General features: G+C 71.9%; 19 protein-coding genes. 11 read left to right on the plus strand and 8 right to left on the minus strand.

Features of this window, described 5'->3' with window-relative positions; all coding sequences use genetic code 11:
* Positions 1–33 precede the first annotated feature (33 nt).
* Both K377_RS32300 and rhaI read right to left on the minus strand, forming a co-directional pair.
* Positions 34–2,073 carry a bifunctional aldolase/short-chain dehydrogenase gene (locus K377_RS32300; RefSeq protein WP_111667141.1) on the minus strand — a complete coding sequence of 680 codons (2,040 nt, stop codon included), beginning with the start codon at positions 2,071–2,073 and terminating at the stop codon, positions 34–36.
* Between the two features lie 62 nt (positions 2,074–2,135).
* A complete protein-coding gene (gene rhaI, locus K377_RS32305) occupies positions 2,136–3,302 on the minus strand; it encodes an L-rhamnose isomerase (RefSeq protein ID WP_111667142.1) in 1,167 nt (388 codons plus the stop codon).
* Positions 3,303–3,666: 364 nt separating this feature from the next.
* Between rhaI and K377_RS32310 the strand changes: the two genes are divergently transcribed.
* Genes K377_RS32310 through K377_RS32335 form a run of 6 tightly spaced genes read left to right on the plus strand, consistent with a single transcriptional unit; the run spans position 3,667 to position 9,807 of the window.
* Complete coding sequence (locus tag K377_RS32310) at positions 3,667–5,178, plus strand: sugar ABC transporter ATP-binding protein (RefSeq protein ID WP_111667143.1); 1,512 nt, start codon at positions 3,667–3,669, stop codon at positions 5,176–5,178.
* Positions 5,179–5,221: 43 nt separating this feature from the next.
* Positions 5,222–6,277: an ABC transporter permease gene (locus K377_RS32315; protein WP_111667144.1), complete on the plus strand. Its 1,056-nt coding sequence runs from the start codon at positions 5,222–5,224 to the stop codon at positions 6,275–6,277.
* Complete coding sequence (locus tag K377_RS32320; protein ID WP_111667145.1) at positions 6,270–7,289, plus strand: ABC transporter permease; 1,020 nt, start codon at positions 6,270–6,272, stop codon at positions 7,287–7,289. The genes K377_RS32315 and K377_RS32320 overlap by 8 nt, the downstream gene beginning before the upstream one ends.
* A gap of 57 nt (positions 7,290–7,346) precedes the next feature.
* Positions 7,347–8,438 (plus strand): rhamnose ABC transporter substrate-binding protein, encoded by a 1,092-nt coding sequence (gene rhaS / locus K377_RS32325; protein ID WP_111667146.1) that lies wholly within the window; start codon positions 7,347–7,349, stop codon positions 8,436–8,438.
* 9 nt (positions 8,439–8,447) lie between these two features.
* The gene (locus K377_RS32330) at positions 8,448–8,768 is read left to right on the plus strand and encodes an L-rhamnose mutarotase (protein ID WP_111667147.1); all 321 of its coding nucleotides are present in this window, start codon (positions 8,448–8,450) and stop codon (positions 8,766–8,768) included.
* The gene (locus K377_RS32335; protein WP_111667148.1) at positions 8,761–9,807 is read left to right on the plus strand and encodes a LacI family DNA-binding transcriptional regulator; all 1,047 of its coding nucleotides are present in this window, start codon (positions 8,761–8,763) and stop codon (positions 9,805–9,807) included. Before K377_RS32330 ends, K377_RS32335 begins: the two co-directional genes overlap by 8 nt.
* Positions 9,808–9,880: 73 nt before the next feature.
* On the opposite strand, the gene K377_RS32340 is transcribed toward K377_RS32335, so the two are convergent.
* Positions 9,881–12,982 carry an alpha-L-rhamnosidase gene (locus tag K377_RS32340; RefSeq protein WP_111667149.1) on the minus strand — a complete coding sequence of 1,034 codons (3,102 nt, stop codon included), beginning with the start codon at positions 12,980–12,982 and terminating at the stop codon, positions 9,881–9,883.
* A 278-nt stretch (positions 12,983–13,260) separates the two neighbouring features.
* On the opposite strand from K377_RS32340, the gene K377_RS32345 reads away from it, so the two are divergent.
* From K377_RS32345 to hemC, 3 genes are all read left to right on the plus strand, one after another.
* On the plus strand, positions 13,261–14,289 hold the full coding sequence (locus K377_RS32345) for a LacI family DNA-binding transcriptional regulator (RefSeq protein WP_111667150.1): 1,029 nt from the start codon (positions 13,261–13,263) through the stop codon (positions 14,287–14,289).
* 42 nt (positions 14,290–14,331) lie between these two features.
* Entirely contained in the window at positions 14,332–15,684 is a 1,353-nt protein-coding gene (locus tag K377_RS32350) for an alpha/beta fold hydrolase (protein ID WP_111667151.1), read from the plus strand.
* A 197-nt stretch (positions 15,685–15,881) separates the two neighbouring features.
* Complete coding sequence (hemC, locus tag K377_RS32355; RefSeq protein ID WP_111667152.1) at positions 15,882–16,814, plus strand: hydroxymethylbilane synthase; 933 nt, start codon at positions 15,882–15,884, stop codon at positions 16,812–16,814.
* On the opposite strand, the gene K377_RS32360 is transcribed toward hemC, so the two are convergent.
* A complete protein-coding gene (locus K377_RS32360; RefSeq protein WP_111667153.1) occupies positions 16,792–18,180 on the minus strand; it encodes an MFS transporter in 1,389 nt (462 codons plus the stop codon). The genes hemC and K377_RS32360 overlap by 23 nt on opposite strands.
* Positions 18,177–18,773 carry a TetR/AcrR family transcriptional regulator gene (locus K377_RS32365; protein ID WP_111667154.1) on the minus strand — a complete coding sequence of 199 codons (597 nt, stop codon included), beginning with the start codon at positions 18,771–18,773 and terminating at the stop codon, positions 18,177–18,179. Before K377_RS32365 ends, K377_RS32360 begins: the two co-directional genes overlap by 4 nt.
* A 126-nt stretch (positions 18,774–18,899) precedes the next feature.
* Here K377_RS32365 and K377_RS32370 point away from each other — a divergent pair, with 126 nt between their 5' ends.
* Positions 18,900–19,739 (plus strand): enoyl-CoA hydratase/isomerase family protein, encoded by an 840-nt coding sequence (locus K377_RS32370; RefSeq protein ID WP_111667155.1) that lies wholly within the window; start codon positions 18,900–18,902, stop codon positions 19,737–19,739.
* 12 nt (positions 19,740–19,751) lie between these two features.
* On the opposite strand, the gene K377_RS32375 is transcribed toward K377_RS32370, so the two are convergent.
* The 3 genes from K377_RS32375 to K377_RS32385 form a co-directional block, all read right to left on the minus strand.
* Entirely contained in the window at positions 19,752–20,636 is an 885-nt protein-coding gene (locus K377_RS32375; protein WP_181512694.1) for a hypothetical protein, read from the minus strand.
* Between the two features lie 134 nt (positions 20,637–20,770).
* Complete coding sequence (locus tag K377_RS32380; RefSeq protein WP_181512695.1) at positions 20,771–21,667, minus strand: SDR family oxidoreductase; 897 nt, start codon at positions 21,665–21,667, stop codon at positions 20,771–20,773.
* 25 nt (positions 21,668–21,692) lie between these two features.
* Positions 21,693–22,730 (minus strand): NAD(P)/FAD-dependent oxidoreductase, encoded by a 1,038-nt coding sequence (locus K377_RS32385; protein WP_111667157.1) that lies wholly within the window; start codon positions 22,728–22,730, stop codon positions 21,693–21,695.
* A gap of 98 nt (positions 22,731–22,828) precedes the next feature.
* On the opposite strand from K377_RS32385, the gene K377_RS32390 reads away from it, so the two are divergent.
* A complete protein-coding gene (locus K377_RS32390) occupies positions 22,829–23,452 on the plus strand; it encodes a helix-turn-helix domain-containing protein (RefSeq protein WP_111667158.1) in 624 nt (207 codons plus the stop codon).
* Positions 23,453–23,522 lie beyond the last annotated feature (70 nt).

The following is a 23,522-nucleotide window of genomic DNA, read 5'->3' on the forward strand; positions in this document are numbered from 1 at the left end:
CCCGGTTCCGTCCCGCCCCCGAACCGCAGGAGGTCAGCGCAGGAAGGCCGCCGCGACCCCCGCGTCCACCGGTACGTGCAGGCCCGTGGTGTGCGTGAGGTCTCCGCCGGTGAGGGCGAACACGGCGTTCGCGACGTGTTCGGGCAGGACCTCGCGCTTGAGCAGGGTGCGCTGGGCGTAGAACTCGCCGAGCTTCTCCTCCTCGATCCCGTACGTCGCCGCGCGCTGCGCGCCCCAGCCGCCCGCGAAGATGCCCGAGCCGCGCACCACCCCGTCGGGGTTGACGCCGTTGACCCGGATGCCGTCTGCTCCCAACTCGGCTGCGAGCAGACGCACTTGGTGTGCCTGGTCGGCCTTGGTGGCGGAGTAGGCGATGTTGTTCGGGCCCGCGAAGACCGCGTTCTTGGAGGCGATGTAGACGATGTCGCCGCCCATGCCCTGCGCCTTCATCACACGTGCCGCCTCGCGCGAGACGAGGAAGGAGCCGCGGGCCATGATGTCGTGCTGGAGGTCCCAGTCCTTTACCGTGGTCTCCAGGAGCGGCTTGGAGATGGAGATGCCGGCGTTGTTGACGACCAGGTCGACACCGCCGAAGGCGAGGGCCGCCGCCTTGAACGCCTCGGCGATCTGCTCCTCCGACGTGACGTCCACCGTCACCGCGATCGCCCTGTCCGTGCCGCCCAGTTCCCCGGCGACCGCGGCCGCACCCTCGGCGTTCAGATCGGCCACCACGACACAGGCGCCCTCGGCCGACAGCCGATGGGCGATGGCGCGGCCGATGCCGCTGCCCGCGCCCGTCACCAGCGCCACGCGCGTCGCGAGCGGCTTGGGCTTCGGCATCCGCTGGAGCTTGGCCTCCTCCAGGGACCAGTACTCGATGCGGAACTTCTCCGACTCCTCGATCGGCGCGTACGCCGAGACCGCCTCGGCCCCGCGCATCACGTTGACGGCGTTGAGGTAGAACTCGCCCGCCACGCGCGCCGTCTGCTTGTCCTTGCCGAAGGAGAACATGCCGACACCGGGCACCAGCACGATCGCCGGGTCCGCGCCGCGCATCGCGGGGGAGTCCGGCGAGGCGTGCCGCTCGTAGTACGCCGCGTACTCCTCGCGGTACTCGGCGTGCAGCTCCTTCAACCGCTCGGCCACGGCGTCGGGTTCGGCCGTGGGCGGCAGATCGAGGACCAGCGGGCGGACCTTCGTGCGCAGGAAGTGGTCGGGGCAGGAGGTGCCGAGCGCGGCCAGCCGCGGGTGCTCGGCGCGGGCGAGGAAGTCGAGGACGGCGTCGGAGTCGTCGAAGTGGCCGACCTGGGGGCGGTCCGTGGAAGCGAGCCCGCGGATCAGCGGGGCGAGCGCGGCGGCCCGCTCGCGCCGACCGGCCGGGTCGAGCGGCGCGTACCCGTCGACGACCGGGCCGAACGGCTCGGCCTTGCCGTGCTCGGCGAGGAACGTCTCGGCGGTACGGATGATGAACAGCGAGTTCGCCTCGCACTCCGCGGCGGTCTCGCCCCATGCGGTGATGCCGTGGCCGCCGAGGACGCAGCCGACGGCCTGCGGGTTCGCGGTCTTGATGGCGGCGATGTCCAGGCCGAGCTGGAAGCCGGGGCGCCGCCACGGCACCCACACCACCTTGTCACCGAAGACCTGCGCGGTCAGCTTCTCGCCGTCGGCCGCGCAGGCCAGCGCGATCCCGGAGTCGGGGTGCAGATGGTCCACGTGGGCGGCCTCCACCAGACCGTGCATGGCCGTGTCGATGGAGGGCGCCGCGCCGCCCTTGCCGTGCAGGCAGTAGTCGAACGCGGCGACCATCTCGTCCTCGCGCTCCACGCCCGGGTACACCTCGGTCAGCGCGCGCAGCCGGTCGATGCGGAGCGCGGCGAGCCCGGACTCGGTGAGCGTGCCCAGGTCGCCGCCCGAGCCCTTCACCCACATCAGCTCGACGTCGCCGCCGGTCACCGGATCGGGGGCGAGCGCCTTCGCGGAGGTGTTGCCGCCGGCGTAGTTGGTGTTGCGCGGGTCGGCGCCGAGCCGGTTCGAGCGCTCCAGCAGGGCGGCGACTTCAGGATGCACAGCCATGAAAGGTCCTAGAGAAGAGGGGAGTCGGGTGCCATCGGTGACGGGGCGGGGCCGGTCGGAGCTCAGGCTCCCCAACCCGCCTGCTCGCCGCCCACCCGCTCGGCCACGATCCGCTCCTGCCAGCCGCAGGCCGCGTACCCGGCGACCGGGTCCGGGTGCAGGCCCCGCTCCTCGCGCCACTCGGCGAGCAGCGGCCGCACATCGGTGTTGTAGGCGTCCATCAGCACGGCGTTCGCGGCCAGCACGTCGCCGGCGGCCTGCGCCGCGCCCAGTGCCTCGCGGTCGACGAGCAGGGCCTTCGCCGTCGCCTCCTGCACGTTCATCACCGAGCGGATGACCGCGGGAATCTTCGCCTCGATGTTGTGGCACTGGTCGAGCATGAACGCCACGTTCGTCGCCGGGTCGAAGCCGCCGTTGCGGGCGACCTCGTACAGAATCCGGAAGAGCTGGAACGGGTCGGCCGAGCCCACCATCAGGTCGTCGTCCGCGTAGAAGCGGGAGTTGAAGTCGAAGCCGCCGAGCTTCTTCTCGCGCAGCAGCAGCGCGACGATGAACTCGATGTTGGTGCCGGGCGCGTGGTGGCCGGTGTCCACGACCACCTGCGCCTTGTCGCCGAGCTTCACGCACTGCAGGTAGGAGGTGCCCCAGTCCGGCACGTCCGTCGTGTAGAAGGCCGGCTCGAAGAACTTGTACTCCAGGAGCAGCCGCTGGTCGTCGCCGAGCCGCTCGTAGACCGCCGCGAGTGATTCGGCGAGGCGGTCCTGGCGGGCCACGATGTCGTCCTGGCCGGGGTAGTTGGTGCCGTCGGCGAACCACAGCTTCAGGTCCTGCGACCCCGTCGCGTCCATGATGTCGACGCAGGCCAGCAGGTGCTCGACCGCCTTGCGGCGCACCTTCGGATCGGGGTGGCAGACACTGCCCAGCTTGTAGTCGTCGTCCTGGAACGTGTTGGAGTTGACCGCCCCCAGTTCCAGGCCGCGCTCGTTCGCGTACGCCCCGAGCGCCGCGTAGTCGTCGACCGTGTCCCACGGGATGTGCAGCGCGACCTTCGGGGCGATGCCGGTGAACTCGTGCACCTTCGCCGCGTCGTCCAGCTTCTCCCGGGGCGTGCGCGGCACGCCGGCCTGGGCGAACACCTTGAACCGTGTGCCGGAGTTGCCATAGCCCCAGGACGGTGTCTCGATCCGCTGGTTGGCGAGTGCGGCCTTCACGGCAGCGATGTCAGGCATGTCCACCTCTGAGTGCGCGGGTAGCCGCATGCCCCCGGACGGAGCGGGCATGGGCGAGGAGCGGGAAAGCGTGAGCGATGATGCGTGAATCGATTCACTTCGGAGGGGAAGTTAACCCCGGGGGTGGCGCCCGTCAAGAGGTCGCGCATGAGGTCAACTGCGTTACGCAATCGTGTCGCACGTCGTGCGATCCCTCCGGCTCGGACCCCTTGACCTCCTCGACGAGGCAGGGCTAGCTTCCGGGCAACTTCACTGAAACATTTCACGCCGGAGGGCCGTGACGTCCGTCCGACGCCCTCGGCCACCGCTCGTGCGGACGGCACGGCACCGGCCCGCCCCTCTCGCAGACCCACGGAGACATGTCATGACGCATCCCGAACCGGAGACGACTCCGGTCCTCGCGCTGGAGGAGGTGAGCAAGTCCTTCGGCGCCGTGCGGGCTCTGCGCGGCGTCAGCCTGCGCCTGTACCCCGGCGAGGCGCACGCCCTGGCAGGGGAGAACGGCGCGGGCAAGTCGACGCTGATCAAGACCCTGGCCGGGGTGCACCGGCCGGACACCGGGAGGGTGCTGCTCGACGGCGCGCCGGTGGAGTTCCACGGCCCCGCCGACGCCCGGGACGCCGGCGTCGCCGTCATCTACCAGGAGCCGACGCTCTTCCCCGACCTGTCGATCGCCGAGAACATCTTCATGGGCCGTCAGCCGCGCCGCTCCCTCGGCCGCGTCGACCACCGCGCGGTCAACGACGCGACGGCCGCGCTCTTCAAGCGGCTCGGCGTCGAACTCGACCCGGACCAGCCGGCCCGCGGCCTGTCCATCGCCGACCAGCAGCTCGTCGAGATCGCCAAGGCGCTCTCCTTCGACGCCCGGGTCCTGATCATGGACGAGCCGACCGCCGCCCTCACCGGCAGCGAGGTCGCCCGCCTCTTCGGCGTCGTACGAACCCTGCGCGAGCAGGGCGCCGCCGTGCTGTTCATCTCGCACCGCCTGGAGGAGATCTTCGAGCTGTGCCAGCGGGTCACCACCCTGCGCGACGGCGCCTGGGTGAGCAGCGAGCCGCTCGACGGGCTCACCGAGGACGACCTCGTGCGCCGCATGGTCGGCCGCGATCTCGACGAGCTCTACCCCAAGCAGGACACCGAACTCGGCGACGTGGCGCTGAGCGTGCGCCGGCTGACCCGCGAGGGCGTCTTCACCGACGTCTCCTTCGAGGTCCGCCGCGGCGAGATCGTCGGCCTCGCCGGACTCGTCGGCGCCGGACGCAGCGAGGTCGCCCGCGCCGTCTTCGGCGTCGACCGCTTCGACGGCGGCGAGGTCGAAGTCCTCGGCAAGCGCCTCAAGCCCGGCGCCCCGAGCCTCGCCATGCACGCGGGCCTCGCCCTCGTCCCCGAGGACCGGCGCGCCCAGGGCCTGGTGATGGACCTGTCCATCGAACGGAACATCGGGCTGACCGGCTTCGCCGACACCAGCCGGGCCGGCCTGATGAACCGCAGGGCCGAGCGCAGCCGCTCGCTCGACTGGGCGGTGAAGCTCCAGGTGAAGTACGCGCGTCTCGCCGATGTCGTCGGCACCCTGTCCGGCGGCAACCAGCAGAAGGTCGTGCTCGCCAAGTGGCTGGCCACCGGACCGCAGGTGCTCATCGTGGACGAGCCGACCCGCGGCATCGACGTCGGCACCAAGGCCGAGGTGCACCGTCTCCTTTCCTCGCTCGCCGCCGAAGGGGTCGCCGTGCTGATGATCTCCTCGGATCTGCCGGAGGTGCTCGGCATGGCCGACCGCGTGCTCGTCATGCACGATGGGCGGCTCGCCGCCGAACTCTCGCGGGCCGAGGCCACCGAGGAGTCCGTCATGGCCGCCGCGACAGGGAGGGCCGCGTGATGTTCGCCGTAACGCCCCCGAGCCACATCGAGGTGGCTGGATCATGACCGTGACCGCCCCACCCGTACGCGAGGACGCCGTGCCCGAGACCACCGCCGGGCGGCGGTTCATCGACAAGGTGTTCAAGGCCCGCGAGCTGGCCGTGGCCGGAGTGCTCGTGGTGATGCTGCTCGCCACCGAGGTCTCCAACACCGAGTTCCTGTCCGAACAGGGCGTCAAGGACCTGCTCCTGAACGCCACCATCCTCGTCCTCGTCGCCACCGGCCAGGCCGTCGTCGTCCTCACCCGCAACGTCGACCTGTCCGTCGGCTCGGTCCTCGGCATCTCCGCCTTCGCCGCCGGCGACTACCTCCAGGGCGGCGGCAGCTCCCTGATCGCCGTGGTCTACGCCGTCGTCATCGGCGCCCTGTTCGGCGTCCTGAACGGCGCGCTCGTCAGCCTCGGCAAGGTGCCCGCCCTCGTCGTCACCCTCGGCACGCTCTACGTCGTCCGGGGCATCGACTCCATCTGGGTCGGCTCCGAACAGATCGTCGCCGCCGACCTGCCCGACGGCTTCGTCGACTTCGGCCACGACGGCCTGTGGGTCGTGCCCTACCTGGCGCTGCTCGCCCTCGCCGTGCTGCTCTGCGTCGGGTACTACCTGCGCAGCTTCCGCAGCGGCCGGGAGATGTACGCGCTCGGCTCCAGCCCCGAGGCCGCGACCCTCGCCGGCATCCCGGTCCGCAAGCGCATCATGACCGCCTACGTCCTGTGCGGCGCGCTCGCCGGACTCGCCGGCGCGCTCTACCTGGCCCGCTTCGGCAACGTCGACTCCGGCACCGGCAATGGCTACGAACTGACCGTCGTCAGCGCCGTCGTGGTCGGCGGCGTCGCCTTCACCGGCGGCTCCGGCACCGTCTATGGCGCGGCCCTCGGCGCCCTGCTGCTGACCTCGATCAACAGCGTGCTGCCCGCCATCGGCGTCAGCTCCGTCTGGGTCACCGCCATCAACGGCGTCCTGCTGCTGCTCGCCATCGCCGTCGACCGGATCCTGGCCCTGCGCGTCGCCGCCGTGCTCCGCAAGCAGGCCGCGCAGATGAGGAGCGCCCGCCATGCCTGACTCCCCCAAGGCCGATTCCCTGAAGAGCGCCGTGCGCTGGGACACCGCCGTCGGCGCCCTGCTGATCGTGCTGCTGCTCTGCTCGTTCTCGTTCGTCGACAACTTCGGCAACGCGCTCAACGTGTCGTTCCTGATCGGCAACACCCTGCCGATCGCCCTGATCGCGCTGCCCATGACGATGCTCGTCATCTCGGGCGAGGTCGACCTGTCGGTCGGCTCCACGGCCGGTCTCTCCGGCGCCGTCATGGGCGCCCTGTGGAACAACGGCATGGCCATCGAGACGATCATCCCGCTCTGTCTGCTGCTCGGTGTCGTCTGCGGCCTGGTCAACGGCCTGCTCGTGACCCGCCTCGGGCTGCCGTCCCTCGCCGTCACCATCGGCACCATGGCCGCCTACCGGGGCATCGCGCAGATCGTCCTCGGCTCGGACTCCGTCACCGACTTCCCCGCGCAGTACCTGGACTTCGGCGCGGGCCGGTTCGGCGACACGTTCATCCCGTACGCGGCCCTGCCGTTCGTGATCCTGCTCGCCATCGCCGTGGTCGTGCTGCACGCCACCCGCCTGGGCCGCTCGCTCTTCGCGGTCGGCGCCAACGAGGAGGCCGCGCGGTTCGCCGGCGTCCGCGTCAAGCGGCTCAAGCTGTCCATGTTCGTGACGACCGGCCTGCTGTCCGCCCTCACCGGCGTCTTCTGGGCCCTGCACTACGCCAGCGCCCGCTACGACAACGCCACCGGTCTCGAACTGTCCGTCATCGCCGCGGTCCTCCTCGGCGGCATCGACTTCGACGGCGGCAAGGGCACCCTCGGCGGCGCGATCGCCGGTGTGTTCCTGCTCGGCTCGCTGCAGAACGTGATGAGCCTGCTCAACGTCTCCTCGCAGTCCCAGATCGTCGTCACCGGCGTCCTCCTCGTCATCTCCGTGCTCGCCCCGCGCGTCGGCCGCCAGGTCGCCCAGTCCAGGGCCCGCAGGAAGACCGCCGCCGCGCCACCACCGGCGCCCGCCGCCGGCTGACGCGCGGCCCTCCTACTTCACACACCGTCCCGTCCTCACCACCGCTAAGGAACCCTCATGTCCGTCACCGCCCGAACCCGCCGCCTCACCGCGGCGCTCGCCGTCACCACCGCCCTCGTCGTCGGCGCCACCGCGTGCGGCGGCACCACGAAGGACGACGCGAACGCCGCCGACAAGTCGGCGGCGAAGTCCGCCGCGGGCAAGGCCGACCCGAACGCGGCCACCAAGAAGGGCCTCACGGTCGCCTTCCTGCCCAAGCAGGTCAACAACCCGTACTTCACCACCTCCGACAACGGCGGCAAGAAGGCGCTCCAGGAGCTCGGCTCGACGTACAAGGAGGTCGGCACCAGCAGCGGCACCGACACCTCCGGTCAGGTCTCCTACGTCAACACCCTCACCCAGCAGCAGGTCGACGGCATCGCCGTCTCCGCGCAGGACCCGGGCGCCCTGTGCACCGCCCTGAAGCAGGCCATGAAGAACGGCGTCAGCGTCGTCACCTACGACTCCGACACCAAGGCCGACTGCCGCAACGTGTTCGTCTCGCAGGCCTCCGCCGAGGACCTGGGCCGCACCCAGGTCCAGCAGATCGCGAAGCAGATCGGCAACAAGGGCGAGATCGCGATCCTCTCGGCGGCCCAGACGGCCACCAACCAGAACACGTGGATCGACTACATGAAGGACGAGCTGAAGAAGCCCGAGTACAAGGACATCAAGCTCGTCAAGACCGCCTACGGCGACGACGACGCCCAGAAGTCGTTCCAGCAGACGCAGGGCCTGCTCCAGGAGCACCCGAAGCTGAAGGGGATCATCTCCCCGACCACCGTCGGCATCAAGGCCGCCGCCCAGTACCTGGCCGGCTCCAAGTACAAGGGCAAGGTCAAGCTGACCGGCCTCGGCACGCCCAACGACATGCGGGCCTACGTGAAGAACGGCACCGTCGACGCCTTCGAGCTGTGGGACCCGGCCAAGCTGGGCGCCCTCGCCGCGCACACCGCCGTCGCGTTGCAGTCCGGCCAGATCAGCGGCAAGGAGGGCGAGACGTACAAGGCCGGTGACATGGGCGAGTTCACCATCGGCAAGGACGGCGTCGTCAGCCTCGGCAAGCCGACCGTCTTCGACGAGAAGAACATCGACCAGTTCAAGTTCTGAGGAGTGCCGATGCAGCGCGTCTGCTTCCTGCTCAAGGTCAGGGCCGACCGCGTCGACGAGTACCGCCTGCGCCACGAGGACGTGTGGCGGGAGATGCGGGAGGCGCTGACGGCGACCGGCTGGCACAACTACTCGCTCTTCCTGCGCGAGGACGGACTGCTCGTCGGCTACCTGGAGACGGAGGACTTCGACGCGGCGCGTGCCGCCATGGACGCCACCGAGGTCAACGCCCGCTGGCAGGCCGAAATGGGCTCCTTCTTCGAGGAGCTGGACGGGGAGGCGCCGGACGCCGCGATGCGGCCGCTCACCGAGGTCTTCCACCTTGCCTGAGCGGCCGGGTGGCCGGTCCACGGCCGGCATCAAGGACGTGGCGCGCGTCGCGGGAGTCTCCGTGGGCACCGTCTCCAACGTCCTCAACCAGCCGCACCGGGTCTCCGAGGACACCCGCCGGCATGTCCAGCAGGTCATCGCCCGCCTCGGCTACGTCCGCAGCGAGTACGCCCGCCAGCTGCGCGCGGGCCGCAGCCGCATGATGGGCCTGCTCGTGCTCGACATGGGCAACCCGTTCTTCGTCGACGTCGCGCGGGGCGCCGAGCGCGCCGCGCGCGACGCCGGGCTCGGCGTCATGGTCTGCAACAGCGGCCAGGACCCGGCCGAGGAGCGCGAGTACCTCTCCCTCTTCGCCGAGCAGCGGGTGCGGGGCGCGCTGATCACCCCGGCCGACCCCAGCGGCAGCACCCTGCGCGACTTCCGGCGGCACGGCATTCCGTACGTGGTCGTGGACCGGGTCGCCGGCGACGAGGAGGGCTGCTCCGTCGCCGTCGACGACGTGTCGGGCGGAGCCCTCGCGCTGCGCCACCTCGTCGCGGGGGGCCACCGCTCCCTCGCGTTCGTCAGCGGGCCGCCGCACCTGCGCCAGGTGCAGGATCGCAGGGCGGGCGCCCACAAGGCGCTCGCCGAGGCGGGGCTGCCGGACACCCTGCTGCGCGAACTGCCCACCGAGCGGCTCGACGTGGCGGCCGGCCGTGACGCGGGCGCCCGCCTCCTCGGCCTCTCCCCGCGCCCGACCGCCGTGTTCTGCGCGAACGACCTCCTCGCGCTGGGCGTGCTCCAGGCGCTGTACGCGGCCGGGGTGCGGGTTCCCGAGGACGTGTCCATCGTCGGCTACGACGACATCGAGTTCGCGGCGGCGGCCACCGTCCCGCTCACCTCGGTCCGCCGCCCCGCGCTCACCCTGGGCACGATCGCCGCCGAACTCCTGCTCCAGGAGACGGGGGAGCGGGCCGCCGTGCATCGGCATCAACATGTGCTGCTGCGGCCGGAGTTGGTGGTGCGGCGGTCGAGCGCTCGTCGTCCGGGTGCGGATTGAGTGTGGCTGGTCGTCAGCCGACCGCGTGCATGTAGAGGGGGTGCGGGACGATCGTCCCGCACCCCCTCCATGCTCAGCGCACCGTGCTCGTCAGCCGGTACCTTCCGGCGGGCAGCGCGAACGTCGCGATGCCGTCCGCGAAGCCGCCCGCCCGCACCCCGGCCACCTTCGCCAGCGGCGTCCGCCCCTCTCGCACGGCGTCGGCCGACACCGCGGGCAGCTTCAGCGTCGCCGTGGTGTTGCCGGGGACGACCGCGTCATAGGTCAGCGTCCCGTCCTTGGCCAGCGACCACGCACTGGTGATCTCGCCGTACGGCGAGAGGAACCGGCCCTCCGCCCGCGTGATCGTGCCGGTCGGGTCCAGGTGCGGCTGGAGCCGGAACCGGCGGAAGCCGGGATGGTCGGGATCCCCGGCGATGCCCGCCATGGACGTGTACATCCACTCCATGATCGCGCCGTACGAGTAGTGGTTGAAGGAGTTCATCTCGACCGGCCCGAAACCGTCCTCCTCGGAGTACGAGTTCCAGCGCTCCCAGATCGTCGTGGCGCCGTTCTTCACGGAGTACAGCCACGACGGCATCGCGTCCTGGTGCAGAAGCTCGTACGCGAGGTCGGCGCGGCCCTCGTCGGTGAGGACGGGCGCGATGACGTTCGAGCCGAGGAAGCCGACGGAGAGGGTGTTCTCCGCGTAGTCCACGCGGGCGCTGTCCGGGTGGGCCTTCTTGTACGCGGCGTCGTTGCCGATGTTGTCCGCCAACAGGGCGACCAGGGAGCGGCGTTGGGCCTCGGTGTCGTAGAAGCCGAGCTTCAGGACCCACAGCAGCGCGGACTGGCTGTCGTCCTCCGGGTCACCGCCCATGGGCGGCTTGCCGCCGATGCTCGACTTCACGGTGATGGTGTCGCCGTCGACCTGGACGTACTTCGCGAGGAACGCCTTGCGGATCTTGCCGAGCAGGTCGTCGTACGCCTTGGCCTCGCTGTCGCGGCCGGTGGCCCGGCCCATCTGCGCCATCAGGCGCACGCTGTAGGCGTAGTAGACGTCGCTCATCAGCTGCGTACCGGTGTTCTGGAACGCCAGCCAGTCGGCGAAGATCGCGCCCTGGCCCGCGTAGGTGTCGCCGCCCTTCTGCTTGATCCAGTCGATGTAGTGGGCCATCGCGTCCCAGCTGCGGTCGATGATCGTGGCGTCGCCGCTCATCTGCCACACCGTCCACGGCACCACGACCCCGCAGTCCGCCCAACCGCTGCACGGCGAGGCCGCGTTGTACCGGTTGCCGGGGGCCACCGCCGTGAACTGGGCGCCGTCCACACCGTAGATCTTCTGCGACTCGATGAGGATCGACTCGAAGTGGCTGAGGAACGGCACCGCGTCGCGGGTGTTGTACAGGCCGGTGTGCGAGAAGACCTGGGTGTCACCGGTCCAGCCGAGCCGCTCGTCGCGCTGCGGGCAGTCGGTCGGCACCCACAAATAGTTGCCGCGCTGGCCCCAACGCACGTTGCTGATCAGCTGGTTGATGTCGTCGTCGTCCGTGCTGAGGCTGCCCGTGTCGTGCAGTGACGAGGTGCCGACCCTGCCGACGAGTCCGGAGAACGTGACCTCGGTGTCGGCCGTCGTCACCTCCACGGACACGTACCGGAAGCCGTAGAAGGCGAGCGAGTCCTCGTGGGTCTCCCCGCCGTCCGCGCCATTGAGGACGTAGGTGCTGGTGGACTTCGCGGAGCGCAGGTTGGCGCGGTAGAGCGAGCCGGCCGGACCGTCCGCGCCCGCGCTGTCGTCGTTGAGCATCTCGCCCGTCTTGACGACGAGTTGGGCGCCCGCCGGGCCCTTCACGGAGTAGCGGGGAACACCCACGAGGTTCTGTCCGAGGTCGAACACGGCCGTGTCGCCCGTGCGCAGCGTGACCGGTCCTGGTTCCTTGGCCGTCGAGCGGTCCGGGTCGGGGACGATCTCGCCCTTGCCGTTGGCGCTGGACGACTCGCCGGTCACCTTGTCGTAGACGGTGACGGATCGTGGCGTGCGGTCCCACGCGTCCATCAGACGGGCGGTCTCGCCGGGGTAGGCGACGAGTTTCGCGTCGGGGAACTTCGCCCCGTAGCCGACCTGTTCGACGCCCGACCAGGCCCCGGTGTCGAAGCCACCGTCCGCCCAGCCGTCGAGTTCCCGGCGGGCGTCGTAGGTCTGGCCGTCGTAGATGTCGTCGGCGCGGTAGGGGCCGTTGTCGGTCGCCTTCCAGGCGCCGCCCTCCTCGGTGACGAGCGACTGCGTGGATCCGTCGGTGTAGCGGATGAGCAGCTTGGCCTTGAGAGCGAGCGCGTTGCCGTCCTTGGAGTAGTACGTACTGCCCTCGGATATCCGGGCGTTGTACCAGCCGTTGCCGAGCACCGCGCCCAGCGTCACTCTCCCGCCGCCGCCCGCGACCAGACCCGTCACGTCGTACGTCATGTAGTTCACGGTCATGTCGTAGTTGGTCCAGCCGGGTGTGAGGAGCTCGGTGGCGCGGCCGCCGTCCTGCGGCACGGTGACGCGCTCGCCGTTGACGTACGCCTCGTAGACACCCAGCGCCGACACGTAGAGCCGGGCGTCGCGGACCTTCTTGCGCGCGGTGAGCGGGGCCTCGGCGCGCAGCAGGGGCGCGCCCGCCGAGTTCGGGGCCTTGCCCTTCATGCCGATCCACTGCGCGCCGTCCCACTGGGTGACGCCGTCGGTGCTCAGCAGGCCCGTCTCGAACCAGGAGGCGGCCGAGGTGCCGACCGGGCGGCCCTTGCCGTCCCAGGCGGTCACCGCCCAGAAGTACCGGGTGGACGGCTTCAGTTGAGGGCCGTCGTAGGCGACGGCGACCGAGTCGGCGGACGTCACGCGGCCGCTGTCCCAGACGTCACCGCGCCCGGCGGCCAGCCCGGCCGCGGAGGACGACACCTGGATGCGGTACGCGCCCTGCGCGAGACCGCGCCGGTGCGAGCCGAGCCGCCAGCCGAAGCGCGGCCGGGCGGCGTCCGTGCCGAGCGGGTCGACGCGGTGCTCGACGGTCAGCCCGGTCACGGCGCCGTCGTCGGCCGGGGCGGCGGGCGCCGCCTGTGCGGGGGACGCGGTCGCGAAGGTGCCCGCCGCGGCCACGACGGGCACGGCGCCCGCGGTCGCGGCCAGCACGGTCCTGCGTCGGATGTCGCTGCTCATCTGTGAGGTTTCCCTTCGACGGTGAAGGTGCTCGGGGATGGTGGGGGGAGCGCCGATTGAACGTTTTCAAACGATTCAATGCGGGGTGGAGGAACCTACGGGTCCCTGTGGCCCCTGACAAGAGGTGTGCAGCAAAGACAGCGGGGGCATGATCTCGACGAAACGATTCAAGCGGCCGGAACCGGAGTGCTGACATCCGTCCGGCGGGCCGAACGCGGGCGGGCGCGCCCCACGTAGACTCCCTCTGCCGCACCCGTTCACCTGGAGGATCACACCCGATGGCACAGTCCGTGGGGATCAAGGACGTCGCCCGTGTCGCCGGGGTGTCCGTGGGCACCGTCTCGAATGTGATCAACCGGCCGGAGACCGTCGCCGAGGAGACCCGCGCCCGCGTCCTGTCGGCCATCGACCGGCTCGGCTACGTCCGCAGCGAGTCGGCCCGCCAACTGCGCGCCGGACGCAGCCGGATCATGGGACTGCTCGTCCTGGACATGGGCAACCCGTTCTTCGTCGACGTGGCGCGCGGCGCCGAGCGGGCCGCGCGCCGGGCGGGACTCGGCGTCATGGTGTGCAACAGCGCACAGAGCCCCACGGAGGAGGCCGAGTACCTCTCCCTCTTCGCCGAGCAGCGGGTGCGCGGCGTGCTGCTCACCCCGGCCGAGGCGACCGGCCGCACCGTCGAGCAGTTCCGGCGGCACGACATCCCCTTCGTACTCGTCGACCGGGTCGCCGAGGGCGCCACCGAGTGCTCCGTCTCCGTCGACGACGTCAACGGCGGCGCGCTCGCCGTCCGCCACCTCGTCGGCGCCGGCCACCGGCGGATCGCCTACGTGAGCGGCCCGCCCGCCCTGAACCAGGTCAAGGACCGGCGCCAGGGCGCGCTGCGCGCCCTCGACGAGGCCGGACTGCCCGCCACCGCCCTGCACGAACTGCCCACCGAACGCCTCGACGTCGCCGCCGGACGCGACGCGGGCGCCCGGCTCCTCGGCCTCGCCGACCGCCCCACCGCCGTCTTCTGCGCCAACGACCTCCTCGCCCTCGGCCTCCTGCAGTCCCTGTACGCGGCCGGAGTGCGGGTTCCCGAGGACATCGCGATCGTCGGCTACGACGACATCGAGTTCGCGGCCGCCGCCGCGGTGCCGCTCACCTCGGTGCGGCAGCCGGCCGTCACCATGGGCGCCCTCGCTGCCGAACTGCTGCTTGAGGAGATCGAGGCCGCCGACCGGCCGGACGGCGGACACGAGCACCGGCGCGTCGTGCTTAAGCCGGAACTCGTCGTCCGCGGCTCCAGCCTGGGCCCGCGCTGAACCCGTACGACGCCGTGTGCTGAACTGGTCGGCAGATCCGGAATGTCCGCACTCCGGACACCCCGTACCGCCCTGCGCACAGGAGCCGAATTGAGCGCCGCCCGCTACCGCCAGCCCGGAGTCGTCCTCACCGACCGCCGCTTCACCGTCCCGCTGGACCACGACAGCCCCGACGGCGAGCGCATCGAGCTGTACGCGCGCGAGGCCGTCGCCGCCGGACGCGAGGACGACACCCTGCCCTGGCTCGTCTACCTCCAGGGCGGCCCCGGCTTCGGCGCCAACCGGTTCTCCGGCACGCAGGCCTGGCTGGGCCGTGCCCTCCAGGACTACCGGGTGCTCCTGCTCGACCAGCGCGGCACCGGCGCCTCCACCCCCGCGAACCGCCAGACGCTCCCGCTGCGCGGCGACGGCGAGCGGCAGGCCGCCTATCTGACGCACTTCCGCGCCGACTCGATCGTCCGCGACTGCGAGGCCATCCGCCCCGAGGTGACCGGCGGCTCCCCGTGGACCGTCCTCGGCCAGAGCTTCGGCGGCTTCTGCGCCACGCACTACCTGTCCGCCGCGCCCGAGGGCCTGGACGCCGCGCTCATCACCGGCGGGCTGCCCACCCTGGACGGCCACGCCGACGACGTCTACCGCGCCGCCTACCCGCGCATCGAGCGCAAGGTCCGCGCGCACTACGCCCGCTACCCGATGGACGTGGAGCGGGCCCGGGAGATCGGCGCGCACATCGCCGAGCGGCAGCCGGTGCTGCCCGGCGGCTACACGCTCACCCTGGAAGCCTTCCAGTCCCTCGGCATCTGGCTCGGCGGCGCCGACGGCAGCGACCGCCTGCACTACCTCCTGGAGGACGCGTTCGTCCGCACCCCGGCCGGCCGCGAACTGTCCGACTCCTTCCAGGAGCAGGTCGCCGGCGCCCTGTCGTACGCCGCCCATCCGCTGTACGCCCTGCTCCACGAGGCCATCTACGCACAGGGCGGGCGGCCCACCGACTGGGCCGCCGAGCGGGTCCGCGCCGAGTTCCCGCAGTTCGACGGCGAGCGGGCGCTCGCCTCGGGCGGGCCGCTGTACTTCACCGGCGAGTCCGTCCACCCCTGGCAGTTCGACTGCGACCCGGCGCTGCGGCCGCTCCGCGAGGTCGCCGAGGCGCTCGCCGCGCGGACCGAGTGGGCGCCGCTGTACGACCCGGCGCGGCTCGCCGCCAATGAGGTGCCGGTGGCTGCCGCCGTGTACCACGACGACATGTACGTGGACACGGACCATGCCCTGGCGACGGCCCGTTCCGTACGGGGATTGCGGCCGTGGGTGACAAATGAGTTCGAGCACGACGGCCTGCGCGCGGGCGCTCCGCGGGTTCTTGACCGGTTGCTGGGGATGGTGCGCGGGGAGCTCTGACCCGTCTGCCGGGTGCCGCTCTCGTCGTGGCTGGCCGCGCAGTTCCCCGCGCCCTGGAAGCGAGCTTCGCTCGCTCAGGGGCGCGGGGAACTGCGCGAGAAGCGGCCACCGGCCCGCAGCCGCCGGACGACGAGACTCACCCACCCCCTTCAGCGGTCCTGAACCGGCACACGAGCGGAGGCGACTATCGTGGCGGGATGGCACCCGAGTTGATCCGAATCGTCTCCCGCTCATCGCCCATGGCCCTCGCCCAGGTGGAGCGCGTCCGCGCCGAACTCGCCGCGCTCCACCCCGACATCCGCACCGAGGTCGTCCCCGTCACGACCAGCGGCGACAAGTGGATGGGCGACCTGGCGCAGCTCGGCGGGAAGGGCGCCTTCACCAAGGAGGTCGACCAGGCGCTGCTCGACGGACGCGCGGACCTCGCCGTGCACTGCCTGAAGGACATCCCGGCGGACCGGCCGCTGCCGGAGGGCTGCACGTTCGGCGCGTACCTGAAGCGCGACGACGTCAGGGACGCGCTGATCGACCCGGGCGGCCGCAGGCTCGACGACCTCCCGGAGGGCACGCGGGTCGGCACCTCGTCGGTCCGCCGCGTCGCCCAACTCGCCGCCACCCACCCGCATCTGGAGTGCGTCCCGATGCGCGGCAACGCCAACCGGCGCCTTGAGAAGATGGCCGCGGGGGACGCGGACGTGCTGCTCCTCGCGCTGTCCGGGCTCGAGCGGATCGGGCGCCTGGACGTGGTCACCGACGTCCTCGCGCCCGAGGCGATGTGCCCGCCGATCGGCGCCGGGATCCTCGCCCTGCAGTGCCGCGCCGACGACGAGAGCACGCTGGACGCGGTCAGCGGTCTCGGGCACCACGACACCTGGCGGGAGGCGAGCGCCGAGCGGATGTTCCTGCACGTGCTCCAGGGACACTGCAACTCGCCCGTGGCCGGATACGCGCGCTCCGAGCGCAACGGCGATCTGTCCCTGCGGGCCTGCGTGTTCACCCTCGACGGCAAGCGGGTGCTCAACGCCCAGGAGTGGGCGGGACCGCTGGACCCCACGACGCTCGGCATGTCGGTCGCCGTCGCGCTTCTGCGCCAGGGTGCCCGCGAACTCATCGACGGGATTCCGCACTAGGAACTCCGGCGGCGGGCCGCGCGGCCGACGGGAGTCTCCGCGCGGCCAGGACCGCCAGGCACACGAGCCCGGCGAGCACCGTCAGCGCGGTACCCATCGACGCCACGAAGTCCCCGCCCGTCGCAAGGAGTGTCGTCGCCGTCGCCACCCCGAGCGTCGGTCCGACGTTCATCGCGGTCTGTTGCAGACCGCCCGCCACCCCGGCGTCCGCCAGCCGGGCCCGGCGCACCAACACCTCGGTGGCGGTCACCATGACCGTGCCGAACCCGGCGCCCATCGCGAACGCGCACCCCGCGACGGCCCACGCGCCCGCCCCGGTGTCCAGGCGGCCGAACCCGAAGACACCGGCCGCCAGCAGCAGCAACCCGCAGGACGTCGTGGACCGCGCCCCGTAGCGGCGCAGCAGCACCGCGCTGAGCGGCGCCGCGAGCACCATGCACAGCGCGACGGGCAGCATCCGCAGCGCCGTGCCCAGCGCGTCGAGCCCGAGCACGTCCTGAAGGAAGTACGTCGCCGTGAACAGCGTGCCGAACAGCGCCGCCGACGCGGACAGCAGCACAACGAGCGCCGAGGCCACCACCGGGGAGGCGAGCAGCGCGGGGGAGAGGAGCGGGTCCGCAGCGCGCCGCTCGTGGCGGACGAAAGCCGCCGTGGCCGCGCAGAATCCGGCCAGAGCCCCCACGGTCACCGTCGACAGGCCCGCGCCGGGCAGGGTGACGAGCACCGTCACCAGACAGGCGAGGGCCGCGCCCAGGAGGAGTGTGCCGCCCGCGTCGAGGCCGGTCCCGCGCCGCTCGACGCGCTCGTCCCCGTCCCGTACGCCCAGCACGAGCAGGGCGATCGCCACGGCCGGCAGCACGCCCAGGAAGAACACCGAGCGCCAGCCCAGATGCGCCGTGAGCACCCCGCCGACCAGCGGGCCCGCGGCTGCCGCGACGCCGATGGCGCTGGTGCGCAGGGCGATCGGCATGGCCAGTTCGTCCGGCGGGTAGGCGGCGCGCAGCATGCCGAGCGTCGCCGGCTGCAACAGCGCCCCGCACGCACCCTGGACAACGCGCAGTGCGATCACCGCGCCGATGCCGGGCGCGCACCCGATGCCCGCCGAGGCCGCCGCGAAGCCCAGCATCCCGTACCCGAAGAGGCGGCGGTGCCCGTACCGGTCGCCGAGCCGGCCCGCGAGGACGAGCAGGCTCGCCACCGCGATCAGGTAGCCCGTGCTCGTCCACTGCACCTGAGTGAGAGAGGCGCCCAGGTCGCGCTGGAGCGCGGGCTGGGCGATCGTCAGCACGGTGCCGTCGAGGGCCACGAGGACCGCGCCGACGACACTGCCCGCGAGCGTGACGCGGCGGGGGAGGAGGCCGGTCACCGGGGCGCCGGGCCCAGATGCGCGTCGAGCACCGAGGCCAGCAGCGGCGCCATGTCGTCGACTCCCGCCGCCAGTTGGAGGCTGCCCCAGCCCCACAGCTGGGCCACACCGTGCAGGTTCGCCCACAACGCGCCCGCCACCACGGAGGGTTCGGCCTCCGGACGCACCCGCGCCACCAGCTCCGTCAGCATCCCGAACAGCGGCAGGCTCGTCTCGCGCAGGCCCAGTTCGTTCGACTCCAGCAGATCATGACGGAACATCAGCTCGTACATGCCGCGATGCTTCGCCGCGAAGGCGAGATAGGCACCCGCCAGGACGGCGAGCCGGGCGCGCGGCTCCGGTCCGGCCCCCTCCAATGCGCGTACCGCCTTCGCACCGAGGTCCGCGAAGCCCCGGCGGGCGATCGCCGAGAGCAGCTCCAGATGCGTGGGGAAGTAGCGGCGGGGCGCTCCGTGCGAGACCCCCGCCCTCCGGGCGATCTCCCGCAACGACAGGGCCCCCACGCCCTCCGCGTCCACCAGTGCCACCCCGGTGTCGATGAGCCGGTCCCGTAGACCGCCGCCCGCTTCCGTACTGCCTTCGCCTGTCCGCATAGACACTGTCTACCCGGTGCATGTAGACACTGTCTACCCCCTTGTGGGTGCACGACTCTTCAAGGTGCGAGGCCGGGCCGCTACGCTGCGCGCCGCCAGGGGCGCCGACGACCGGCTGGGGGCCGCATGATCGACACGACCGACACCTCGATCCCCGACGATGACGAGCGGCGCCTGCGGCTGGACGTCGAGAAGGACGGCATCGGCGTGCTCACGCTGTGCCGCCCGGCCAAACTGAACGCCTGGAGCTGGGAATCGACCCGCCAACTCGGTGTGCTGGCCGACCGGATCCGGTTCGACGACCGCATCCGGGTGGTCCTGCTCCGCGCCGAGGGACGCGCCTTCTGCGCGGGCATCGACGTCACCGCGCCCGGTGGCGGGATCGAGGGCGAGAGCGGATCGGCCCGCAGCCACGCGTACTACGAAGGCATCCGCTGGGCGCACGAGAGGTTCGCCGCGTTCGCGCGACTGCCGCAGCCCGTCGTCGCGGCCGTCCGGGGCTACTGCCTCGGTTTCGGATTCGAACTCGCGCTCATGGCGGACGTCCGGATCGCCGCCGAGGATGCCGTGTTCGCTCTGCCGGAGGCGCGGTTGGGGGTGGCGGTCGACGCGGGTGGCGATCTGCGCATCGCGCGCGAGGCCGGAGCGGGCTGGGCCAAGTTCCTCGCGCTGACCGGGCGGCGCGTCGACGCGGACACGGCGTGGCGGCTGGGGCTGCTCCAACAGGTCGTAGCCGGTGACGAGTTGGAGCAGACGGCCCGCGACGTGGCGCGGGAGATCGCGGCGAACGCACCCCTGGCCGTGCGGTCCGTCAAGCGGGACATCGACGCCTACGCCGACGCGGGGCTCGACGCCGCCCTCGACCGGGTCGCGATGAACGCGGCGCTCACGCTCACCTCCGACGACGCGACGGAAGGGTTCACGGCGCAGGCGCGGCGCAGGCCCCCGGAGTTCCGGGGAGCGTGAACCGCCCCGGGATCAGTGCTCCTCGGACGCCGCCGGTCCCGGGCCGGCGGCGCCGTGCGGGTCCTCCGGTGTATCAGGGGGCTGAGGGGCATCAGGGGCGTCAGGGCTGTCGCCCAGGTCGAACACGCTCTGCCGGAGGTCCTGGATCGCGTCGTCCAGCTCGGCCACACAGTGCAGCAGCCGGGTGCGCGCGGGCCCCTCGCCGATCATCGCCGCGGTGCCGTGCAGCTCCAGACCGGTGTCGAAGACCTTCCGCACCACACCCTCACGGAGCCCGGAGGCGATCCGCTCCCGCTCGCGGGCCAGGGAGAGCTCGCGCACCTCCGCCTGCAGTGCCGTGTTGGCCACGAGCGAGCTCTTGATCCGGTCCCGCAAGCCGTGGGTGGCGACCGCGATCAGCCCGCCGAGCGCGGTCCAGAGCACGATCCGCCGCGCGATGACGACATCCGGCGACGCCTGGGCCACCGACGACACCGCCTGGACGACCACGACCGCCGCGACCACGCACGCCGACTCCCAGCGGTGATGGAACAGCACCGTCCAGATCAGCGGCACCAGCAGGACGAGCCCGATCCCGGACGCCGCACCCGACGCCAGGATCAGCGCCAGGACGGAAACGGTGTACAGCAGGGGCATCAGCACCGGGGACCAGCCCGGCAGCCGCTCCCAGGGCAACAGGAAACCCCCGGCACACAACACCAGGAGCACGGCGCTGCAGAGGTACGCGGGCCAGGACTCCAGGTCGCCGTGCGGCACCAGCGCCCCGGCCGTCGCGATGACGGACACCAGGGCGAACGGCGCGGCGCGCGGGAGCAGATCGGGCTGCCGGAACTGCCGTCCTACGCGAGGGCCGTCGGTGTCGGCCAGTGCGCGCCAGTGCGTGGCCGGAGTCTTCATCGGAGCCCCCCATCGGCCGGAGCGGTCCACGGTCCCGCCGAGGGATTGCGTGACCCTACGCATGGTAGCGACACGGGTCGGCGGCAGACAGGTAATCCGGTGACGGCCGGAGGCGGCCTCCTGGCGGACCCGGTTCAGGGGGCGAACGGGCCCCGCCCCAACTGTTCGCGCACCGTCGTCACCGGCGCGTTCACCAGATCGCGCCGCTGCCAGTTCGCCCCGTCCACGACCAGCGTGTGCCCGCTGATGAACCGGGCGTAGGGGGAGGCGAGGAAGGTGGCCGCCCAGCCCAGTTCACGCGGCGCGCCCACCCGCAGCGCGGGCTGCCGGGCGCCGGGGTCGTCGGCCCGGTCCAGGTTGGCGCGGATCGCCGGCGTCATGTCCTCGTGCGGCATGAGCCCCGGCACCAGACCGTTGACCTGGATGCCGTACGGGCCCCACTCCACGGCCAGAGTCTCCACGAGATTCTTCACGCCCGCCTTCGCCGCCGCGCTGTGTGCGAAGCCGGGCCCACCGGTCCACGCGTACGACGCGCCCACCGCGAGCACCGATCCCGCGGTGCCCGCCGCCAGATGCCGACGGCCGAACTCGCGGGTCATGAAGAAGGTGCCGTTGAGCGTGATGTCGACGACCGAACGCCAGCCGTTGGGGCTCAACTCCTCCGCCGGAACGGGAAAGTTGGCCGCCGCGTTGTTGACCAGAACGTCCGGGAGGCGGCCGTGCGCCGCCCACGCCGCGTCGAAGACTTCCGCGATGCGGCCCGCGTCCCGGATGTCACACGTCGCCGCCGTGACCTTGCCCGCACCCTCGACCGCCGCCAACTCCTCGCGGGCCGGGGCCAGATGCTCCCCCTTGCGGCTCGCGATCAGCACGTCCGCGCCGAGCCGGGCGAACTCCGCGGCGATCGCCCGGCCGAGCCCGGTCCCGCCCCCGGTCACCAGGACCAGCCGGCCGTCGTACGTGCCCGGGGGCAGCGCCGACACACCGAGCGGAGGAGGAGCGGGCAGACCGGGCACGGCAGGCGTCGTCATGCGGGCATGGATACCCGCTGCGCCGTCAACTTGCCATCGTCGCGACGGACTTGGTGCGCGCCTCCGCCACCGCCCGCTCGCCCTCCGGTGAGAAGGCTCCGGCCCGCCGCATCTCGGCGCCCCGCGCGGCGTCGGTCATCACCAGCTGCGCGTTGATGAAGGCGCCCGCCCGGTACCCGGCGCTCGCCGCGTTCACGACCTGCTCGGCCGGGCCCGCCGCGTTCCCCACGGCCCACACGCCCGGCACGCTCGTCAGCCCCGTCGGGTCCACGTCGACGAACGGCCCGGCGGGGGTCTCCTTCGTCACGGCACCCAGCGCGGACAGCAGATCGTCACGCGGCACCGTACGGGTCGGCACGACGAACACCTCCCGCGGGAACTCCCGGCCGCCCGCGAGCCGCACCCCGGTCAGCTTGTCGTCCGTCACCACGAGCCGGTCGACCGCGCCCACGGCCACGCCCACCCCGGCGGCGGCCAGCAGTTGCCAGTCGTCGTCCGGCAGGCCGTCGGCGTCCGTGCCGTCGAGGAAGAGCGTCACGTCGTCGGAGAGCTGGCTGAACAGCAACGCCTGGTGGATGCCGGTCGCCGGGCGGTACAGCACGCCGATCGCCCGGTCCCTGACCTCCCAGCCGTGGCAGAACGGGCAGTGCAGGACGTCCTTGCCCCAGCGCTCCGCGACACCGGGCACCTCCGGCAGCTCGTCCACCAGTCCCGTCGCGATCACCAGGCGGCGCGCGTGCACCCGGCCACCGGACGCGAGCGTCACCTCGAACTCGCCGTCCCCGTCCGGCTCGGCCGCCGTCACCCGGTCCGGCACCAGCTCCACGCCGTATCCGGCGACCTCCCGGCGCACCTCGGCCAGGAACTCGGCCGGCGGCATCCCGTCGCGCGACGGGTAGCCCTGCATGTGCGCGGCCGGCGCGTTGCGCGGCTCGCCCGCGTCGACGACCAGGACCGAGCGGCGCGAACGCCCCAGGATCAGCGCCGCCGACAGGCCCGCCGTGGCGCCGCCGACCACCACGACCTCGTACATGTCCTTCTTGGTGCTGCTCGTGCCGTTCATGGCTTCACCTCGTCCGTACCGGCTCTCCCCGTCGCTCTCGAAGGTGCAAGATTCCTCGCCGGATTGACAAACGGCTTTGCCGAAACTGCAATGGATTCATGAACGCACACGATGACGAACCCGCCGCCGGGCCGGAGGCGAGCACGGACGACGTGCTGTCCGGCGTCGGGCCGCGCCTGCGCGCCCTGCGCAAGGAGCGCGGCGCCACCCTCTCCGGCCTCTCCGAGACCACGGGCATCTCCGTCAGCACGCTCTCCCGCCTGGAGTCCGGGCTGCGCAAGCCGAGCCTGGAGCTGCTGCTGCCCATCGCCCGCGCCCACCAGGTCCCGCTGGACGAGCTGGTCGGCGCGCCGCCGGTCGGCGATCCCCGGGTCCGCGGCGCGAAGCCCGTCGTGCGGCACGGCCGGACGATGATCCCGCTGACCCGCCAGCCCGGCGGCCTCCAGGCCTACAAGATCATCGAGCCGAACCGGGTGGCGGAACCCGACCCGCAGACCCACGAGGGCTACGAGTGGATCTACATGCTCTCCGGGAAACTGCGGATCGTCCTCGGCGAGCACGACGTGGTGCTCGGCCCCGGCGAGGCCGCCGAGTTCGACACCCGCGTGCCGCACTGGTTCGGGTCGACGGGGGAGGGGCCCGCCGAGTTCCTGAGCCTCTTCGGGCCGCAGGGCGAGCGCATGCACGTACGGGCGCGGCCCGCGCGGTCCAAGGGGGAGTGAGCCGGGCCGGGGCATTCACAGACCGGCAAGCGACCGCTTAGTATGCAGCCGAACCCGGTTTGACGAAGCA

Origin of the sequence: Streptomyces sp. PsTaAH-137, assembly GCF_003259365.1 — a bacterium.
Lineage (GTDB): Bacteria > Actinomycetota > Actinomycetes > Streptomycetales > Streptomycetaceae > Streptomyces.